General features: G+C 66.6%; 11 protein-coding genes and 1 pseudogene. 7 read left to right on the forward strand and 5 right to left on the reverse strand.

The annotated features are described in order from the left end of the window. Positions 1-29: 29 nt before the first annotated feature. Positions 30-998, forward strand: coding sequence for a glutathione S-transferase family protein (locus ACFSGX_RS05875; RefSeq protein WP_380928280.1), 969 nt, complete (start codon positions 30-32; stop codon positions 996-998). Between the two features lie 145 nt (positions 999-1,143). Here ACFSGX_RS05875 and ACFSGX_RS05880 read toward each other — a convergent pair whose 3' ends face one another. The 3 genes from ACFSGX_RS05880 to ACFSGX_RS05890 are packed head-to-tail and all read right to left on the reverse strand — an operon-like array spanning position 1,144 to position 5,116. Then, the gene (locus tag ACFSGX_RS05880; protein ID WP_380928282.1) at positions 1,144-3,360 is read right to left on the reverse strand and encodes a molybdopterin cofactor-binding domain-containing protein; all 2,217 of its coding nucleotides are present in this window, start codon (positions 3,358-3,360) and stop codon (positions 1,144-1,146) included. Further along, positions 3,357-3,848 carry a (2Fe-2S)-binding protein gene (locus tag ACFSGX_RS05885; protein ID WP_380928283.1) on the reverse strand — a complete coding sequence of 164 codons (492 nt, stop codon included), beginning with the start codon at positions 3,846-3,848 and terminating at the stop codon, positions 3,357-3,359. Before ACFSGX_RS05885 ends, ACFSGX_RS05880 begins: the two co-directional genes overlap by 4 nt. Further along, positions 3,845-5,116 (reverse strand): cytochrome c, encoded by a 1,272-nt coding sequence (locus ACFSGX_RS05890; protein WP_380928285.1) that lies wholly within the window; start codon positions 5,114-5,116, stop codon positions 3,845-3,847. The genes ACFSGX_RS05885 and ACFSGX_RS05890 overlap by 4 nt, the downstream gene beginning before the upstream one ends. Before the next feature lie 844 nt (positions 5,117-5,960). On the opposite strand from ACFSGX_RS05890, the gene crtY reads away from it, so the two are divergent. Next, positions 5,961-7,127: a lycopene beta-cyclase CrtY gene (gene crtY, locus ACFSGX_RS05895; RefSeq protein ID WP_380928287.1), complete on the forward strand. Its 1,167-nt coding sequence runs from the start codon at positions 5,961-5,963 to the stop codon at positions 7,125-7,127. Here crtY and ACFSGX_RS05900 read toward each other — a convergent pair. Beyond that, the gene (locus tag ACFSGX_RS05900) at positions 7,117-7,251 is read right to left on the reverse strand and encodes a DUF1993 family protein (protein ID WP_380928288.1); all 135 of its coding nucleotides are present in this window, start codon (positions 7,249-7,251) and stop codon (positions 7,117-7,119) included. The genes crtY and ACFSGX_RS05900 overlap by 11 nt on opposite strands. A gap of 134 nt (positions 7,252-7,385) precedes the next feature. Between ACFSGX_RS05900 and ACFSGX_RS05905 the strand changes: the two genes are divergently transcribed. From ACFSGX_RS05905 to ACFSGX_RS05915, 3 genes and pseudogenes are all read left to right on the forward strand, one after another. Then, positions 7,386-8,012 carry a LemA family protein gene (locus ACFSGX_RS05905; RefSeq protein ID WP_380928290.1) on the forward strand — a complete coding sequence of 209 codons (627 nt, stop codon included), beginning with the start codon at positions 7,386-7,388 and terminating at the stop codon, positions 8,010-8,012. 11 nt (positions 8,013-8,023) lie between these two features. Then, the gene (locus ACFSGX_RS05910; protein WP_380928291.1) at positions 8,024-9,754 is read left to right on the forward strand and encodes a M48 family metallopeptidase; all 1,731 of its coding nucleotides are present in this window, start codon (positions 8,024-8,026) and stop codon (positions 9,752-9,754) included. A gap of 129 nt (positions 9,755-9,883) precedes the next feature. Then, a pseudogene (locus ACFSGX_RS05915) lies at positions 9,884-10,249 on the forward strand (RNA 3'-terminal phosphate cyclase); the annotation flags it as partial. 92 nt (positions 10,250-10,341) lie between these two features. Here ACFSGX_RS05915 and ACFSGX_RS05920 read toward each other — a convergent pair. Further along, a complete protein-coding gene (locus tag ACFSGX_RS05920; RefSeq protein ID WP_380928293.1) occupies positions 10,342-10,665 on the reverse strand; it encodes a metalloregulator ArsR/SmtB family transcription factor in 324 nt (107 codons plus the stop codon). 89 nt (positions 10,666-10,754) lie between these two features. On the opposite strand from ACFSGX_RS05920, the gene ACFSGX_RS05925 reads away from it, so the two are divergent. Together ACFSGX_RS05925 and ACFSGX_RS05930 are read left to right on the forward strand one after the other, a co-directional pair. Beyond that, entirely contained in the window at positions 10,755-11,717 is a 963-nt protein-coding gene (locus ACFSGX_RS05925) for an acyl-CoA desaturase (protein WP_380928295.1), read from the forward strand. A gap of 4 nt (positions 11,718-11,721) precedes the next feature. Then, complete coding sequence (locus ACFSGX_RS05930) at positions 11,722-13,077, forward strand: SRPBCC family protein (RefSeq protein ID WP_380928297.1); 1,356 nt, start codon at positions 11,722-11,724, stop codon at positions 13,075-13,077. Positions 13,078-13,112 lie beyond the last annotated feature (35 nt).

Genomic DNA, 13,112 nt, shown 5'->3' on the forward strand with positions numbered 1-13,112 from the left:
GTGCCTCATATCCGGATAAGGAGAAGTGCGTGGGAACGATGGTGGACGGCGTCTGGCGATCGGGCAAGCTGACGGACAATGCGGACAGTGGGGCGTTCGCCCGCGCGAATGCGGGATTTCGGGACTGGGTGACCGCCGACGGTGGCCCGGGGCCGGAGGGGCAGGCGGGACGGCCGGCGGCGACGGGCCGCTATCATCTGTATGTCAGCTACGCCTGCCCATGGGCGCATCGCACTTTGGTCGTGCGGACGCTGAAGGGGCTGGAGGACGCGATCGGCGTCTCCGTGGTCGACCCCCTGATGCTGGACGATGGCTGGACGTTTGCGACCGACCACGGCGGCAGCGGCGATCCATTACACGACGCCCAATTCCTGTGGCAGCTTTATGCCCGCGCGCGCCCAGGATATAGCGGCAAGGTTACGGTGCCGGTGCTGTGGGATCGAGAGACGGAGACGATCGTCAGCAACGAGTCCGCCGAGATCATCCGGATGCTGGGCGATGCGTTCGACGCGATCGGCGCAACCAAAGGCGATTTCTACCCGCCCGAGCAGCGCACCGAGATCGATGCAATCAACGCTGATGTGTATGATCACGTGAACAACGGCGTCTACAAGGCAGGCTTCGCGACGACGCAGGGGGCCTATGACGATGCGGTCATCCCGCTGTTCGCGACGCTCGATCGGCTCGAGGCGCTGCTGACGGATCGTCAGTGGTTGGTCGGCGACGCGATGACCGAGGCGGATATTCGGCTGTTTACGACGTTGGTACGGTTCGATCCGGTTTATGTCGGGCATTTCAAATGCAATATCCGGCGGATTGCGGACTATCCGGCACTCGAACGCTATCTGGAGCGGATGCTGGATATCCCGGCCGTGGCCGCGACGGTGCATCTCGATCACATCAAGACACATTATTATGCCAGCCACCGCGACCTCAATCCGTCCGGAATAATTCCGGTCGGCCCAGACCTGCCGTGGGCAGGAATGGTTTCCGGATGAGCGTTGCGACGGTGACGATCGGGTGTTCCAGCCTGCGGTAGCGCGCGGAGTCTAACGCCGTCACCATCGCTTCGGTCACCGACGCCAACTCGGCGTCCTCGAGAGCTTGCTTTCCTAAACGGTCGCAGGCGGATCGACGGTCGCTTCAGGAGGATTGACCGGCGGGCGCCAGCGGCATGCTGCGTCGGCGGAGTCCGGTCGCCAAGGCCAGCGCATTGGCAAGGGCGGCTGCCGCCGGTCCCTGCGCGCATTCGCCGGTGCCCAGAAACGGCATGCCCGGTCGATCGATCACGTCGACCAAGACAGTTCGCGGCACGTCGGCGAAGCGGAGGATCGGGTAGGTGCTCCAGTCATAATCGGTGCGGCGGGTGCCGTCATGGCCGGCGGCCTCATAGGCGGTCCAGCTGATGGACTGGAGGATGCCGCCTTCGACCTGGTTGCGAATCCCGTCGGGATTGACCGCCTCGCCGCTGTCGACCGCGGCGGCGGCACGGTGGACGATCAGCCGGCCCTCGTCAGGGATATGTTCGACATCGAGCGCGATTGCGCAATAGGCACCCTGGTTCTTGTAGCGCGCGAAACCGAAGCCGCGACCGCGGTTCAGCGTCGGGCGATAGGTGTCCCAGCCGAACAGCGCCGCTGCCCGCCGGATGACCGCGGCGGCGCGCGGGTCGTCGAGATGCGCCAGCCGGAAGGCGACCGGATCGCGACCGGCGGCGACCGCCAGTTCGTCCATGAAGCTTTCGAGCGCGAAGATGTTGAGATGTGCGCCTAACCCGCGCAACGCGGAGACGCGCACCGGCATGTGGGGCAGGAAATGGTTCACGACCTGCTGGTTAGCGAACCGGTAGAGCGGGATTGCGTTGCGATCCCCGCCGCCATTGGGTTGCGGGATCGGCTCGGGCTTGGTCGGCCGGAACGGCGGTACCATCTCCAGCCCGGCCAGGAGGTCGCCGGCCTCGGTCGGGCGCGTGCTGTGCGTGTTGCTCCACACCTGGTGCCGCCAGTTGACGATGCGGCCCGACGCGTCCAGGCCCGCGTCGAGCTGGGCCAGCATCATCGGACCGAGCGGTTCCCAGCCATGCTCCTGCTCGCGCGTCCATTGCAGCCGCACCGGCACGCCGGGCATGGCGCGCGCGACGATCGCCGCGTCGCCGGCGACGTCGTCCGCGCCGTTATGGCCGTAACAGCCGGCGCCCTCGCGGTGGACGCAGCGGATGCGATCCGCCGGCATGCCAAGCAGTTCGGCAAGCGCCTGGCGGAGCGGTTCGACGCCCTGGCTGTGCGTCCAGACGGTCAGTGCGTCGTCCTGGAACAGCGCCACGGCGCAGGACGGGCCGATCGCGCCGTGCAGCAGGTACGGCCGGTCGTAGCGCGCCGACATCCGGCGGACGGGCAGGGCACCCGGATCGTCGCGGCGCTCGGACACCACCTGGCTTTCGCGGCGCATCGCGAGCAGGCCGGCGGGCGTCGCCGGTGGCGGCACGGCATCAGGATCGGGCGTCCAGCCGGCCCGGCCGGTCGCGCGCAGCGCCTGTTCGAGCGGCCATTCGCGCGGCCCCACGATGGCGGCGAAGCGACCGCGCCGCACGACGCGCATGACGCCCGGCTGGCGCGCGATGGCGGCATCCTCGCCGGTCGGCCGCGTCCCCGATGCCGGCCCGCGCAGCACGCGGGCGTGCATCATGCCGGGCTGGTGCATGTCCTGGACATAAGCGGCCTGGCCCGACAGCTTTGCCGGCAGATCGATGCGCGGGACGGGCCGACCGATCAGGCGACGGGCCACGACGCGCTTGCGCGGCACGTTCGCGCGCGCCCGGACCGCCAGCGAGACCGACGCGGCGAGATCGGCATAGGCGACGCTGCGTCCCGCGCCGTCGAGCACCGCACCGTTGCGGGTGAACAGGTCGGTCGCCGCGACGCCCCAGCGCTCCGCGGCGACTTGCGCCAGCAGGAGCCGGACATTGGCGGCCGCGTTGGCGATCGCGGTTCCGCTCTGTTCCAGTGTCTGGCTGCCGGCGGTCACGCCTTCGTTCGGAGTCAAATGGGTGTCGGCGGTGACCATCACGACGCGGTCCAGCGCGACGTCGATCTCGTCGGCAGCCAGTTGCGCCATCGCGGTCTTCACGCCGGTGCCGAGCTCCGCCTTGCCCGTGAACACGATGATCCGGCCATCGGGGGCGACCCGGATCCAGGCGTCGAGATCTGGGAACTGCGCCAGCGTGCCGGGCAGGTCGGGCGCGACGGTGGGTGGTCCGCCGCTCCCCTCGCCCCCGCCGGTCTGCGCGCGCGCCGCAGGGGCCAGCGTGAAGCCGACGAGCAGCCCGCCCAGCACGTCGCGACGCGTGGCAACGACACTCATGTGACGGGTTCCGCCGGATCGACGACGCCACCGCCGCGCATGACGGCGGCGCGGCGGACCGCGCGCAGGATACGCATATGCGTGCCGCACCGGCAGAGCGAGGGCGCCATCGCCACACGCATCGCATCCTCGGTCGGGGCCGGCGTGCGGCGCAGCAGCGCTTCGGCCCGGATCATCATGCCCGGGATGCAGTAGCCGCACTGGGCGGCCTGCTCGTGCAGGAATGCCCGCTGCATGATGCCCGGTGCGTCCGCCGACCCGAGCCCCTCCACCGTGACGATCGCGCGCGTCCCGACCGCGCCGACCGGCAGCAGGCAGGCGAAGACCGGCCGGTCGTCGACCAGCACGGTGCACGCCCCGCACTGGCCCAGCCCGCATCCGAACTTGGCGGCATGCAGTCCGAGATCGTCGCGCAGGACATAGAGCAGCGGGGTCGCCGGATCGACATCGGCGCGCGCGACCTTGTCGTTGACGTTCAGTTCGATCACTGCGCTTCCTTCCGCGCCTTGGCCACTTCCGCTTCCAGATCGGGCCAGGCCGGACCGGTCCCGTGACGGGCCTGGAGATAGGCGACGATCTCCGCCACCTGCCGGTCGTCGAGCATGTCGGCATAAGCGGGCATGAACGGTCCACCGGCCGACACGGGCGGGCGCACTCCCTGCAGGATGACCTGGATCGTGTCGCGCGGATTGTCCTCGTGCAGCGGGGTGCCGAGCGGCAGGGCAGGGCGGCCCGCCACCATCATCGCCGCACTCGATTCGTGGCAGACCGCGCAAGCGCCCGTATAGAGCCGCGCGGCCGCGGGATGCCGGCGGGTCGCGAGGGCAATCCGGTCGGGCAGGAGCGGTTCGCGCCGCGCGGCAGGGGCGTCGCGCATCCACCAGGCGTAGTAGATCGCCAGCGCCCGGACATCCGCGGGATCGGCGCGGGCCAGATTGTAGGTCACCGGCCCCATCGGCCCGGCGGCGGCGGCATGGTGGCGGCTGAGCCCGGTCCGCAGATAGGTGTTCATCCGCTCGACGGTCCATGCGCGGACCGCGGGCGAACGCGCGTTGATCGGGGGCGCATACCAGCCGCCGGACCAGCCGCCGTCATAGGCCTTCGCGCCGCGCTTCTCCTGCTGAAGCAGGCCGCGCGGACTGTGGCAGGCGGTGCAATGCGCCAGCGTTTCGCCGATGTAGCGGCCACGGTTCCACGCCGCCGACTGCGTCGCGTCCGGCTGCACCGGACGTGGCCGGTGGAACAGGAGTTTCCAGCCGGCCAGCAGCGGGCGGAAGCCGAGCGGCGGGATCATCTCGTTCGCCGGCGGCGTGGCGCGCACGGCGGGCCGGGTCATTAGAAAAGCATAGAGCGCATCGATGTCCGCGTCGGTGACGGCGGCATAATGGGTGTAGGGGAAGGCGGGGTAGAGGTGGCTGCCGTCGCGGCCGACGCCGTCCCGCATCGCACGACGGAATGCCGCGGGCGACCAGCGGCCGATCCCGGTGTCCGCATCCGGCGTGATGTTGCTGCCGTAGATCGTGCCGAACGCGGTCTTGATCGGATATCCGCCCGCATAGGGTTTTCCAGCTGCGGCCTGGTGACAGCTGACGCAATTGCCGAGCCGGGCGAGGTTCGCGCCGCGCGCCACGACAGCGGGGGCGAATGCGCGGGGATCGGGCCGCGGCGTCTCCGCGATGGCCGGGCGGTAGGCCATCGCGATCGCCAGCGCGACGGCGATCAGCACGATGAGGCCGATCCAGCGCAGGCGCGTCATGCCGGGCGTACCGGCGTGAGGATTGCGTCGCGGGTCGGCATGTCCGGGCGAGAGCGAGCGACCGATGCGCCGGAAAAGCGGTCGGCGGCATCAGGACGGAGCATGTTCATCACGCTCTTCTGTAAGAACATTCTAACGTCGCTCAAGCGCCGGTCTGGCACCCTGCGCTCGAGCCACACTTTGTAATACAAAACGTTCGGAGGTCTGGGCTCAAAGGCACGGCCAAGCACAGGGCGGAGGTGGGTGGCTAACCCGTTTTGTTGCACGGAATCTTGGACTGCGGGTCCCATCAATGAGCAGCGCCGTGCGATCCGTTGTTGGTGCGTGCGGCAGCCATTTATCCCTTTGATCGCTGTCACGATCCGGTTTTGTAGGAGATGATTACGGACTTCGGTCCGCCCCACGACGGCGAAACGTGTATGCGCTGGTTCATGTCGTCCGTGTTGGGTGCGGCCGAATTAATGAATTTCTCGATCGCCGCCGGCCTTCACGGTCCCGGTTCGGCGACCGCGGCATTTGGAACGCCGCTCTTTCCGGAAGAGTTCGCGGCTGCCGGACGTTTTTCTGCTGTTGTGGATGGGGCTTGGGCAGCACTCCCAGGACGAGGATACCGGCGAACGCCGCCGCCATGAAGCCAAGGACGATGGGGTTCAATGACGTGAAAAGCGGTGGTGGCGAGCCCCACTCGGTGCCGTGAGCATACCGGACCCAGTTCTCCAAAACGAACGGCGATCGGGAAGCCGGAAGTATTCCCGCAAACGATGGCGAACTGGGAAAGTGCGTCTGCCCTCAATCGGACCTATGTTGATGCGGCGGTGGCAGCGCGAAGGGGCAAGAATCGTAAATGGACTTTGATATTGTTCTTGTTGGCGGTGGTTTGGCAAACGGCCTGATCGCTCTCAGGCTCTCGCAACGTCGCCCTGACATTTCGGTCGCGATCGTCGAGAGCGGGAGCAGAGTAGGGGGAAACCATATCTGGTCGTCATTCGACGATGACCTATCCCCTGAACAACGGGAGTGGACGGAGCCGCTCATCGCTCACCACTGGCGGGAATATAGTGTCCGTTTCCCAAAAGGGGTTCGTACACTGCAAGCAGGCTACCGAACTGCGACCAGCGGGCTTTTGGCCGATGCCGTCGAGCGGGCGTTACCCGCCGGTCATATCATCACGGACATGAAGGCCGTCGCGTTCGACGCCACCTCTGTGACGCTCGCGGATCAGCGGGTGCTTTGGGCAAAGGCGGTGATCGACGGACGCGGTCTAGCCAGTGAACAGCCACTCGATCTTCGCTGGCAGAAATTCGTCGGTTTGGAGCTGGAGTTGGAGAACGATCATGGTCTGGCCGGGCCGATCGTGATGGATGCGACTGTTGCCCAGCTTGATGGCTATCGGTTCGTCTACACCCTGCCGTTCGGTCCACGCCGCGTCCTTGTCGAGGATACATATTTCAGCGATGTCGCCGATCTGTCGGCCGCGGCCGTGCGCGACCGCGTTCTCGACTATGCGCGTTTGCAGGGCTGGCAGGTGGCGCGTGTCGGTCGCCAGGAATCCGGTATCCTACCTATGGCCCTGGGCGGCGAAGCGGCAGACTTGTGGGCAGCAGCGCCGGAAGGCGTGACGCTATCAGGACTGGCATCCGGGCTTTTTCATCCGGCGACCGGATACAGCTTTCCCGACGCGGTGCGGACGGCCGACGTGATCGCCGGGTTGGATGTGCTCGATGGTCCCTCGATCTACGCGGCGCAACGCGATCATAGCGTGGCGGCGTGGCGGGATCGTGGATTTTACCGCTACCTCAATAGCATGATGTTTCTCGGGGCCGAGCCTGACGAACGATATCGGGTCATCGAACGATTCTACGGTCTCAATCCAGCACTGGTGCGCCGCTTCTATTCCGGTCAGTCTACGCCCTTTGACAAGCTCCGCACGCTGGTTGGAAAGCCGCCAATTCCGATCACCAGGGCGGCACGTATAACTTTGAGCGTTTTGCAACAGCGGTTCAGTCGATAACTCGCGTTACCCTGCCCACTGGGGATCTTGTTTTGGAACAGTCGTTGTTCGCCTTACCGATCTCCACGCCTTGCGTGCGAAGGATCGCGTAGGCCATAATGACGTGAAAGTAGAACCGCGGCAAAGCACGTCACGATCGCCCGGCGGGACTGATCGAGACGGAGGTCACGCGATAGTGGCCCGCCATCGCCGACGATGCGAAACCAAGTCTTAAATCTTCTATGTCATGCCCGAAAGGCTGTCAGAAGAGGATGGAACATGGTGCAGAACGGCTTTGCCGAGGCGACGGATCTTTCGGGCCGGTTGGTCCGCGCGACGAATTTCGCGCTGGATTACTGGTGGATCTGGCCGATTGTGCTGTTCCTCCTGTGGTTGGGACTGAAGCTTCGGTCGCAGCATGCGCTGATCGCGCAGCTCGACGAGCGCGCGGATGCCGCGTTCGGCGATATCGATGCGCTGCTGCTGGAACGTCACGCGCTGGTCGGCAATCTGGCCGAGGTGGTGCGCGCGTTCGCCAGCCGGGAGCATGAGGTGATCCGCGATGTGCTCGACGCGCGCGTCGACGCGTTGGAAGCGGTGGACGGCATGATGCAGGGCGAAACGCATGTCGCGGGCGTGCTGCAGAACCTGTTCTCGGTCAGCGATCAATATCCCGAACTCGCGTCGGGCAAGCATTACGCCGGCCTGCGTACCGATCTGATCCGGATCGAGGAGCGGATCACCGCCGCGCGCAAATTCTTCAATCTGGCGGTCGAGGAGCATCGCGCGGTCAGCCGCGCCTTCCCCGGCAACCTCTTCACCAAGAATGCCGGCCCGGTACGGGAGAAATTCTCGCTGGGCGAACGTCGTGCGGAGTTCATCGAACCCGCCAAAATTACGCTCTGACCGCTCGGACGATGGTGGTTCATGGCTATGTCACGCACGCAGCGGCCAATCGCCGCCGCTTCATGCGGTTGTTCGCGGGCTATCTGTTCGGGTTCGAGCTGGTCGGTGCCTTCGCGCTGACCGCAATACTGGTCTTTGCCGATCCCACGCACTCCATTCTCACCAACCCGGCGGGCTACGCACTGCGGTATGCGCTGCCGATGGCGGCGCTGGCTGCCCTCGTCTTCTGGCGTATCTATCGCGGCCATGCCGCACGGGTCGCGGATCTGCTCGACATGCGGTTCGTCACCCGGATCGAAGAGCCGCGCTTCGTGGCGATCGCCGAGGAGCAATGCACCGCGCTCGGCGTGCGCGTCCCGCGGTTCGGGATCGTGGAGGCGATAGAACCGAACGCCATGTCGTTCGGCGAAGGCCCCGCGCGCGGCCTCATCGCGGTGACGCGCGGGCTGATCGACCGGCTCGACGACGACGAACTCGCCGCGGTCCTCGCGCATGAGGCTTCGCACATCCGCAATGGCGACACCAAGGTACTGGCCGCGAACCATGCGCTGATGCGCACCGCGCTGCTGTTCCAGACGCACAACATCTTCCGGGTCGAGAACTGGCGTCAGCTATGGCTGCCGTTGATCCTGCCACCGATGCTCGTGCTCATGCTGGTCGGCGGGGCAGTCACGATGCTCTCGCTACGCTACGCGCGATGGGCGCGGCGCGGGGTCAAGCTCAGCCGCGATTACATCGCCGATGGCGAATCGGTGCGCGTGACCCATCATCCCGACGCGCTGATCACCGCGTTGGAAAAGGTCGGCGGGCGAGGGGGATTCCGCAACAGCTTCATCGTCGAGCCGCATCTCTTCGACGGCTCCGCCGATCACGAGGGCGGCAGCCATCCGACCATGCGCGACCGCATCGCCGCGATCGACCGGCTTGGCGTGGACCTGCGGGACACCGAGCGGACCCGCCGTGATACCCGCGTCGCTGGCGGCGTGCGGCCGCCCAGCTTTGGTTGCCGGGATGTCGCTGCAAACGGGCGTTTCCATTTCGCGTTCGATGCCGCCGGCCGCCCGCTGGAAGAGCCGCCGACTCCAAACATCAAGTTCCTTTGGCTGATGCTGACCGATCGTCCGGCCTATCACCGCTGGGAACATGCCTGCATCGCGTGGGCGGAATGGCGCGAGGATGATCGTCGCAACATGTTCGGTGTTACGCCGAAGATGATGCTGCCGATCGCGGCAGTCGCGACGTTCCTGCTGGTGCTGCACTGGCCTGTGGACAACGACCCCCGCACGCTTGCGCACGCATTCGATCCGTCGACGACAGTCGCTTGGGTCGAGCGCAACGTCGTTAGCGAGATAAAAAACGACTTTTACGGCTCTGGAACTGTGAACGGCATGCCGGTGGCCGGCGACAAGAACCTATCTGGCCGAATGGCCGATGCGTCGTCGGGTGAAGTCGTGAAGTCGTCTTCGACAACCAGTACGGGCGACCGCGTTGCCGGTCTCGTGCCATTCCTGTTCGCGGCGGTGATTCTGGGTGTCATCTTTATGAGGAAGCAGCGATTTACTGGAATCTTTGGCGTAAAGCCCGAGCGACCTCAAGATCGTGGCTGGCTACCGGTTTCGACAACAGCAGGTGGGGATTCCTCGGGTCCGTTGGACGGGTCGTTGCACGCGTCCGGATCAGTTATGGCTCCGCTTCGACCGCCCGGTGACGTGCCGCGAAAATTCGGTCGGCGGGTCGGCTAAACCATTGTTAGCGGACTAAGCGCGGCGGAGTGAGTCAGCGGACCTCGTTCTCGCGCAACTGACGCCAACTCTTTCCCGAAAGGGAGCGTCGAATGGGAATCTTGCCTTTGGGCGACCCCATGGCCGGATGAGGTTTTCGCCGTGCGTGAGCTTCCCGAGAGTCAGGGGCCGGGTAATATCCTCGTGCTGGAGGCGGTACTCGAGCACGTCACGGAAGTAGTCAGCGGCTTTGGCAAGCTCGGCGTGTCGGCAGAACGCGTTGCGCAGACGGCGGTCGGCCGGATGGCGGGATATCTGGCGTCGGACGCATTCGCGGGTCCGTACCTTGCCGATCAGTTGCTGCTGCCATTCGCACTCGCGGGCGGTGGTGTGTTCACGACGGTGAAACCCAGCCAGCATAGCCTGACTGCGGCCGCGGTGATCGAACGCTTTCTGGGGCGGCGATGTACCTTTACGCAGTTGCCCTCGGGAACTCACATGCTTGAATTGCGATGAGGTCGTCGTGATGAGGCCAATGCGTCGAGTTGAACGATTGGCAGGTCGTGGCGCGCTGCAATGGGAGTCCGGTCGGTCATGGGGGGAACCGGCTATTCGCCGTCCGAGGCCGCCCGTTTGCGCGCCCGGTCGGCGCTTTCCGCCTTCAGGGGGCGCGAGACGGGGCAGACCTCCTGGACATAGGCGTTGAGCGTGTTGGCGAGATTGTCCGCGACCAGCCGGTAGAAGACGAATTGGCCGCGCTTCTCGCTGGCCACCAGTCCGGCGTTCTCCAGCACGGACAGGTGCTGCGACACTGCGGGTTTCGACATCTCGAACCGCGATGCGATTTCGCCCGCGCTCAGTTCGGCGTGGGCCAGATAGGCCAGGATCTTGCGGCGGGGGATGGAGGCGAGCGCCTCGAAAACTTTCTGCATGCCGCTTAATTAAGGGATGAGCTAACCGCTTGACAAGGGCTGCCGTCTTATGAGTATTTAAGCCGTGAGTTAAACACCTGGAGACTGGCATGACCCCCGAGCCCGATCGCTGCGACGTGAACACGCTCGTCGAGCTGCCCGGAAGCAGTCCGGTGGCGGGCGCCGTGCGGTGGGATCCGGTCCATTCGTTGTGGAACGGCACCATGTTGGCGGCGTCGTTGCTGGTCGCGCCATTTGTGTTCAGCTGGGGCGCGCTGGTTGTGTGCGTGCTGATGACCGGCGCGACGCTGCTGCTGGGCCATAGCGTGGGTTTCCACCGCCGGCTGATCCATCGCAGCTTCGACTGTCCGCTCTGGCTGGAGCGGATGCTCGTCTGGGTCGGCACGCTGGTCGGGATGAGCGGGCCGTTATGGATGATCCGCACCCACGACCTGCGCGACTGGGCGCAGCGGCGGAGCGATTGCCACGACTATCTGGCGCACCGCCGCCCGCCGCTCCACGACGCCTGGTGGCAGCTGCATTGCCGGCTGGAGCTGGCGCATCCGCCCGCGTTCGATCTGGGCCGGGCGGGGCGCGACCCGTTCTACCGTTTCCTGGAGGCGACGTGGATGGCGCAGCAATTGCCGGTCGCGGCACTGCTGTTCGCGGCGGGGGGCTGGGGCTGGGTAGTCTGGGGCATCTGCGTGCGTGTCTCGCTGTCGGTGACGGGGCACTGGTTCGTCGGGCATCTGGCGCACCGGACTGGGCCGCAAAGCTGGCTGGTCACCGAGGCGGGCGTGCAGGCACATGACGTGCCGTGGGCGGCGATCGCGACGATGGGCGAGGCCTGGCACAATAATCACCACGCGTTTCCGGGATCGGCGCGGATCGGTCTTTACCCCGGTCAGAGCGATTGGGGGTATGCGTTCCTGCTGCTGCTGGAGAAGGCGGGACTGGTCTGGAATATTGCGTTGCCGGAACATCTGGCGCGCGAGGGTGCGTTGACGCGGGTGGCGCCCGAACATGCGCATGCGAGCGTACCTGCCGCGGTCGCTGTCTTGGGAAGGGGCTGAGCCGATGCTTCGACTTCCGTCCTTCGCCGGTACGATGCGCCCGACCGATTACTCGATCCGCGCGCCGTTGCTGCTGCTGGTGCCGCATCTCGCGGTGTTCCTGATGCTCGTCGGGAGCGGCGGGTCGCTCGTCCCCGATGCGGGCTTCTGGTTGCTGCCGCTTCGGCGGTTCGCGCTGAGCCCCGATCTGCCGGCAAGCCAGGCTGCGCTGGCGTTTGCCGTCTCGCTGGCCTCGGCCGGTGGCCTGGCGCTGCTGTCGTTCCGGCGCGCGAACTGGTCGGGCGGGGGGTATGCGCTCGCGGCGTTGGCGATCGTGCCCGCGGTGCAGATCGCGGCTGTGCTGGTCCTCGCGGTCCTGCCGCGCTTTCCGGGACGGGCGGAGGCGGTGCCGGAGCGCCTGCCGGGGGCGGATGTCGCGCATGTGATCCAGGGCGTGCTCGCGGGTGTCGGGCTGATCGTCGCGGCGGTGCTGATCTCCGCGCTGACGCTCGGCAGCTATGGCTGGAGCCTGTTCGTGGCAACGCCGTTCCTGGTGGGCGTGACCACCGGCTACCTGGCCAACCGGCGGTTGCTGCTGACCGGGCGCAGTACCGCGCGGCTCGTGCTGATCGCGGCGGTGCTGGGGACGGTCGCGCTGGTCGCGCTGGCGCTGGAGGGCCTGGTCTGCATCCTGATGGCGGCGCCGCTCGGCGCGATCGTCGCGGTGGTCGGCGGTGCCGCCGGGCGTGCGGTGGCACGCGCCGCGCACGGCAACAGTCTGCCGCTGGCGAGCGTGGCGCTGCTGCCCGCGCTGTTCATGCTCGAGGCCGCCATGCCCCCCGAAGTGCCGATCGCCAGCCGGCAGTCGGTCGACGTGGCGGCCCCGCGCGATGCGGTCTGGGCGGCGCTCACCGGCGGCGGAGCGATCGCGGGCGGCCCCGGCCTGACCGGTGCGGCGGGCCTCGCCTATCCCGTGCGTGGTCGGCTGCTGGGGCAGGGCGTCGGCGCGGTGCGGCTGGGCGAGTTCTCGACCGGCATCGCGCGCGAGCGGGTGACCGAGTGGGTGCCCGGTCGGCGGCTTGCCTTCACCGTGCTGACCCAGCCGCCCGCGATGGCGGAGATGAGCCCGTATCGCCGCGTCCATTCGCCGCACGTCGATGGTTATTTCGACACCGGCACAACCCGCTTCACGCTGACTCCGCTTCGGGGCGGGGGGACCCGGCTTACCATCGACGCCCGCCATGTCCTGCGCATCGAACCGGGACTTTACTGGGAACCGCTGGCCCGGCTCGCAATCCGGATCAACCTGTCCCGGGTGCTCGACGACCTGAAGCGGAAAGCCGAACAGGTCGCCGCAGCCGGTCGAGTTCGGGTGACGTAGGTTCGTCTGTCAGGAATCGCCGCAGGTTACAGCCG

Origin of the sequence: Sphingomonas arantia (assembly GCF_042682045.1) — a bacterium.
Classification (GTDB): Bacteria; Pseudomonadota; Alphaproteobacteria; order Sphingomonadales; family Sphingomonadaceae; genus Sphingomonas_R; species Sphingomonas_R arantia.

Bases quoted from the DNA above. Each gene is read 5' to 3' on its own strand.
- ACFSGX_RS05880 (WP_380928282.1), bottom strand. From the start codon at position 3,360: ATGAGTGTCGTTGCCACGCGTCGCGACGTGCTGGGCGGGCTGCTCGTC.
- ACFSGX_RS05890 (WP_380928285.1), bottom strand. From the start codon at position 5,116: ATGACGCGCCTGCGCTGGATCGGCCTCATCGTGCTGATCGCCGTCGCG.
- crtY (WP_380928287.1), top strand. From the start codon at position 5,961: ATGGACTTTGATATTGTTCTTGTTGGCGGTGGTTTGGCAAACGGCCTG.
- ACFSGX_RS05905 (WP_380928290.1), top strand. From the start codon at position 7,386: ATGGTGCAGAACGGCTTTGCCGAGGCGACGGATCTTTCGGGCCGGTTG.
- ACFSGX_RS05910 (WP_380928291.1), top strand. From the start codon at position 8,024: ATGGTGGTTCATGGCTATGTCACGCACGCAGCGGCCAATCGCCGCCGC.
- ACFSGX_RS05920 (WP_380928293.1), bottom strand. From the start codon at position 10,665: ATGCAGAAAGTTTTCGAGGCGCTCGCCTCCATCCCCCGCCGCAAGATC.
- ACFSGX_RS05925 (WP_380928295.1), top strand. From the start codon at position 10,755: ATGACCCCCGAGCCCGATCGCTGCGACGTGAACACGCTCGTCGAGCTG.
- ACFSGX_RS05930 (WP_380928297.1), top strand. From the start codon at position 11,722: ATGCTTCGACTTCCGTCCTTCGCCGGTACGATGCGCCCGACCGATTAC.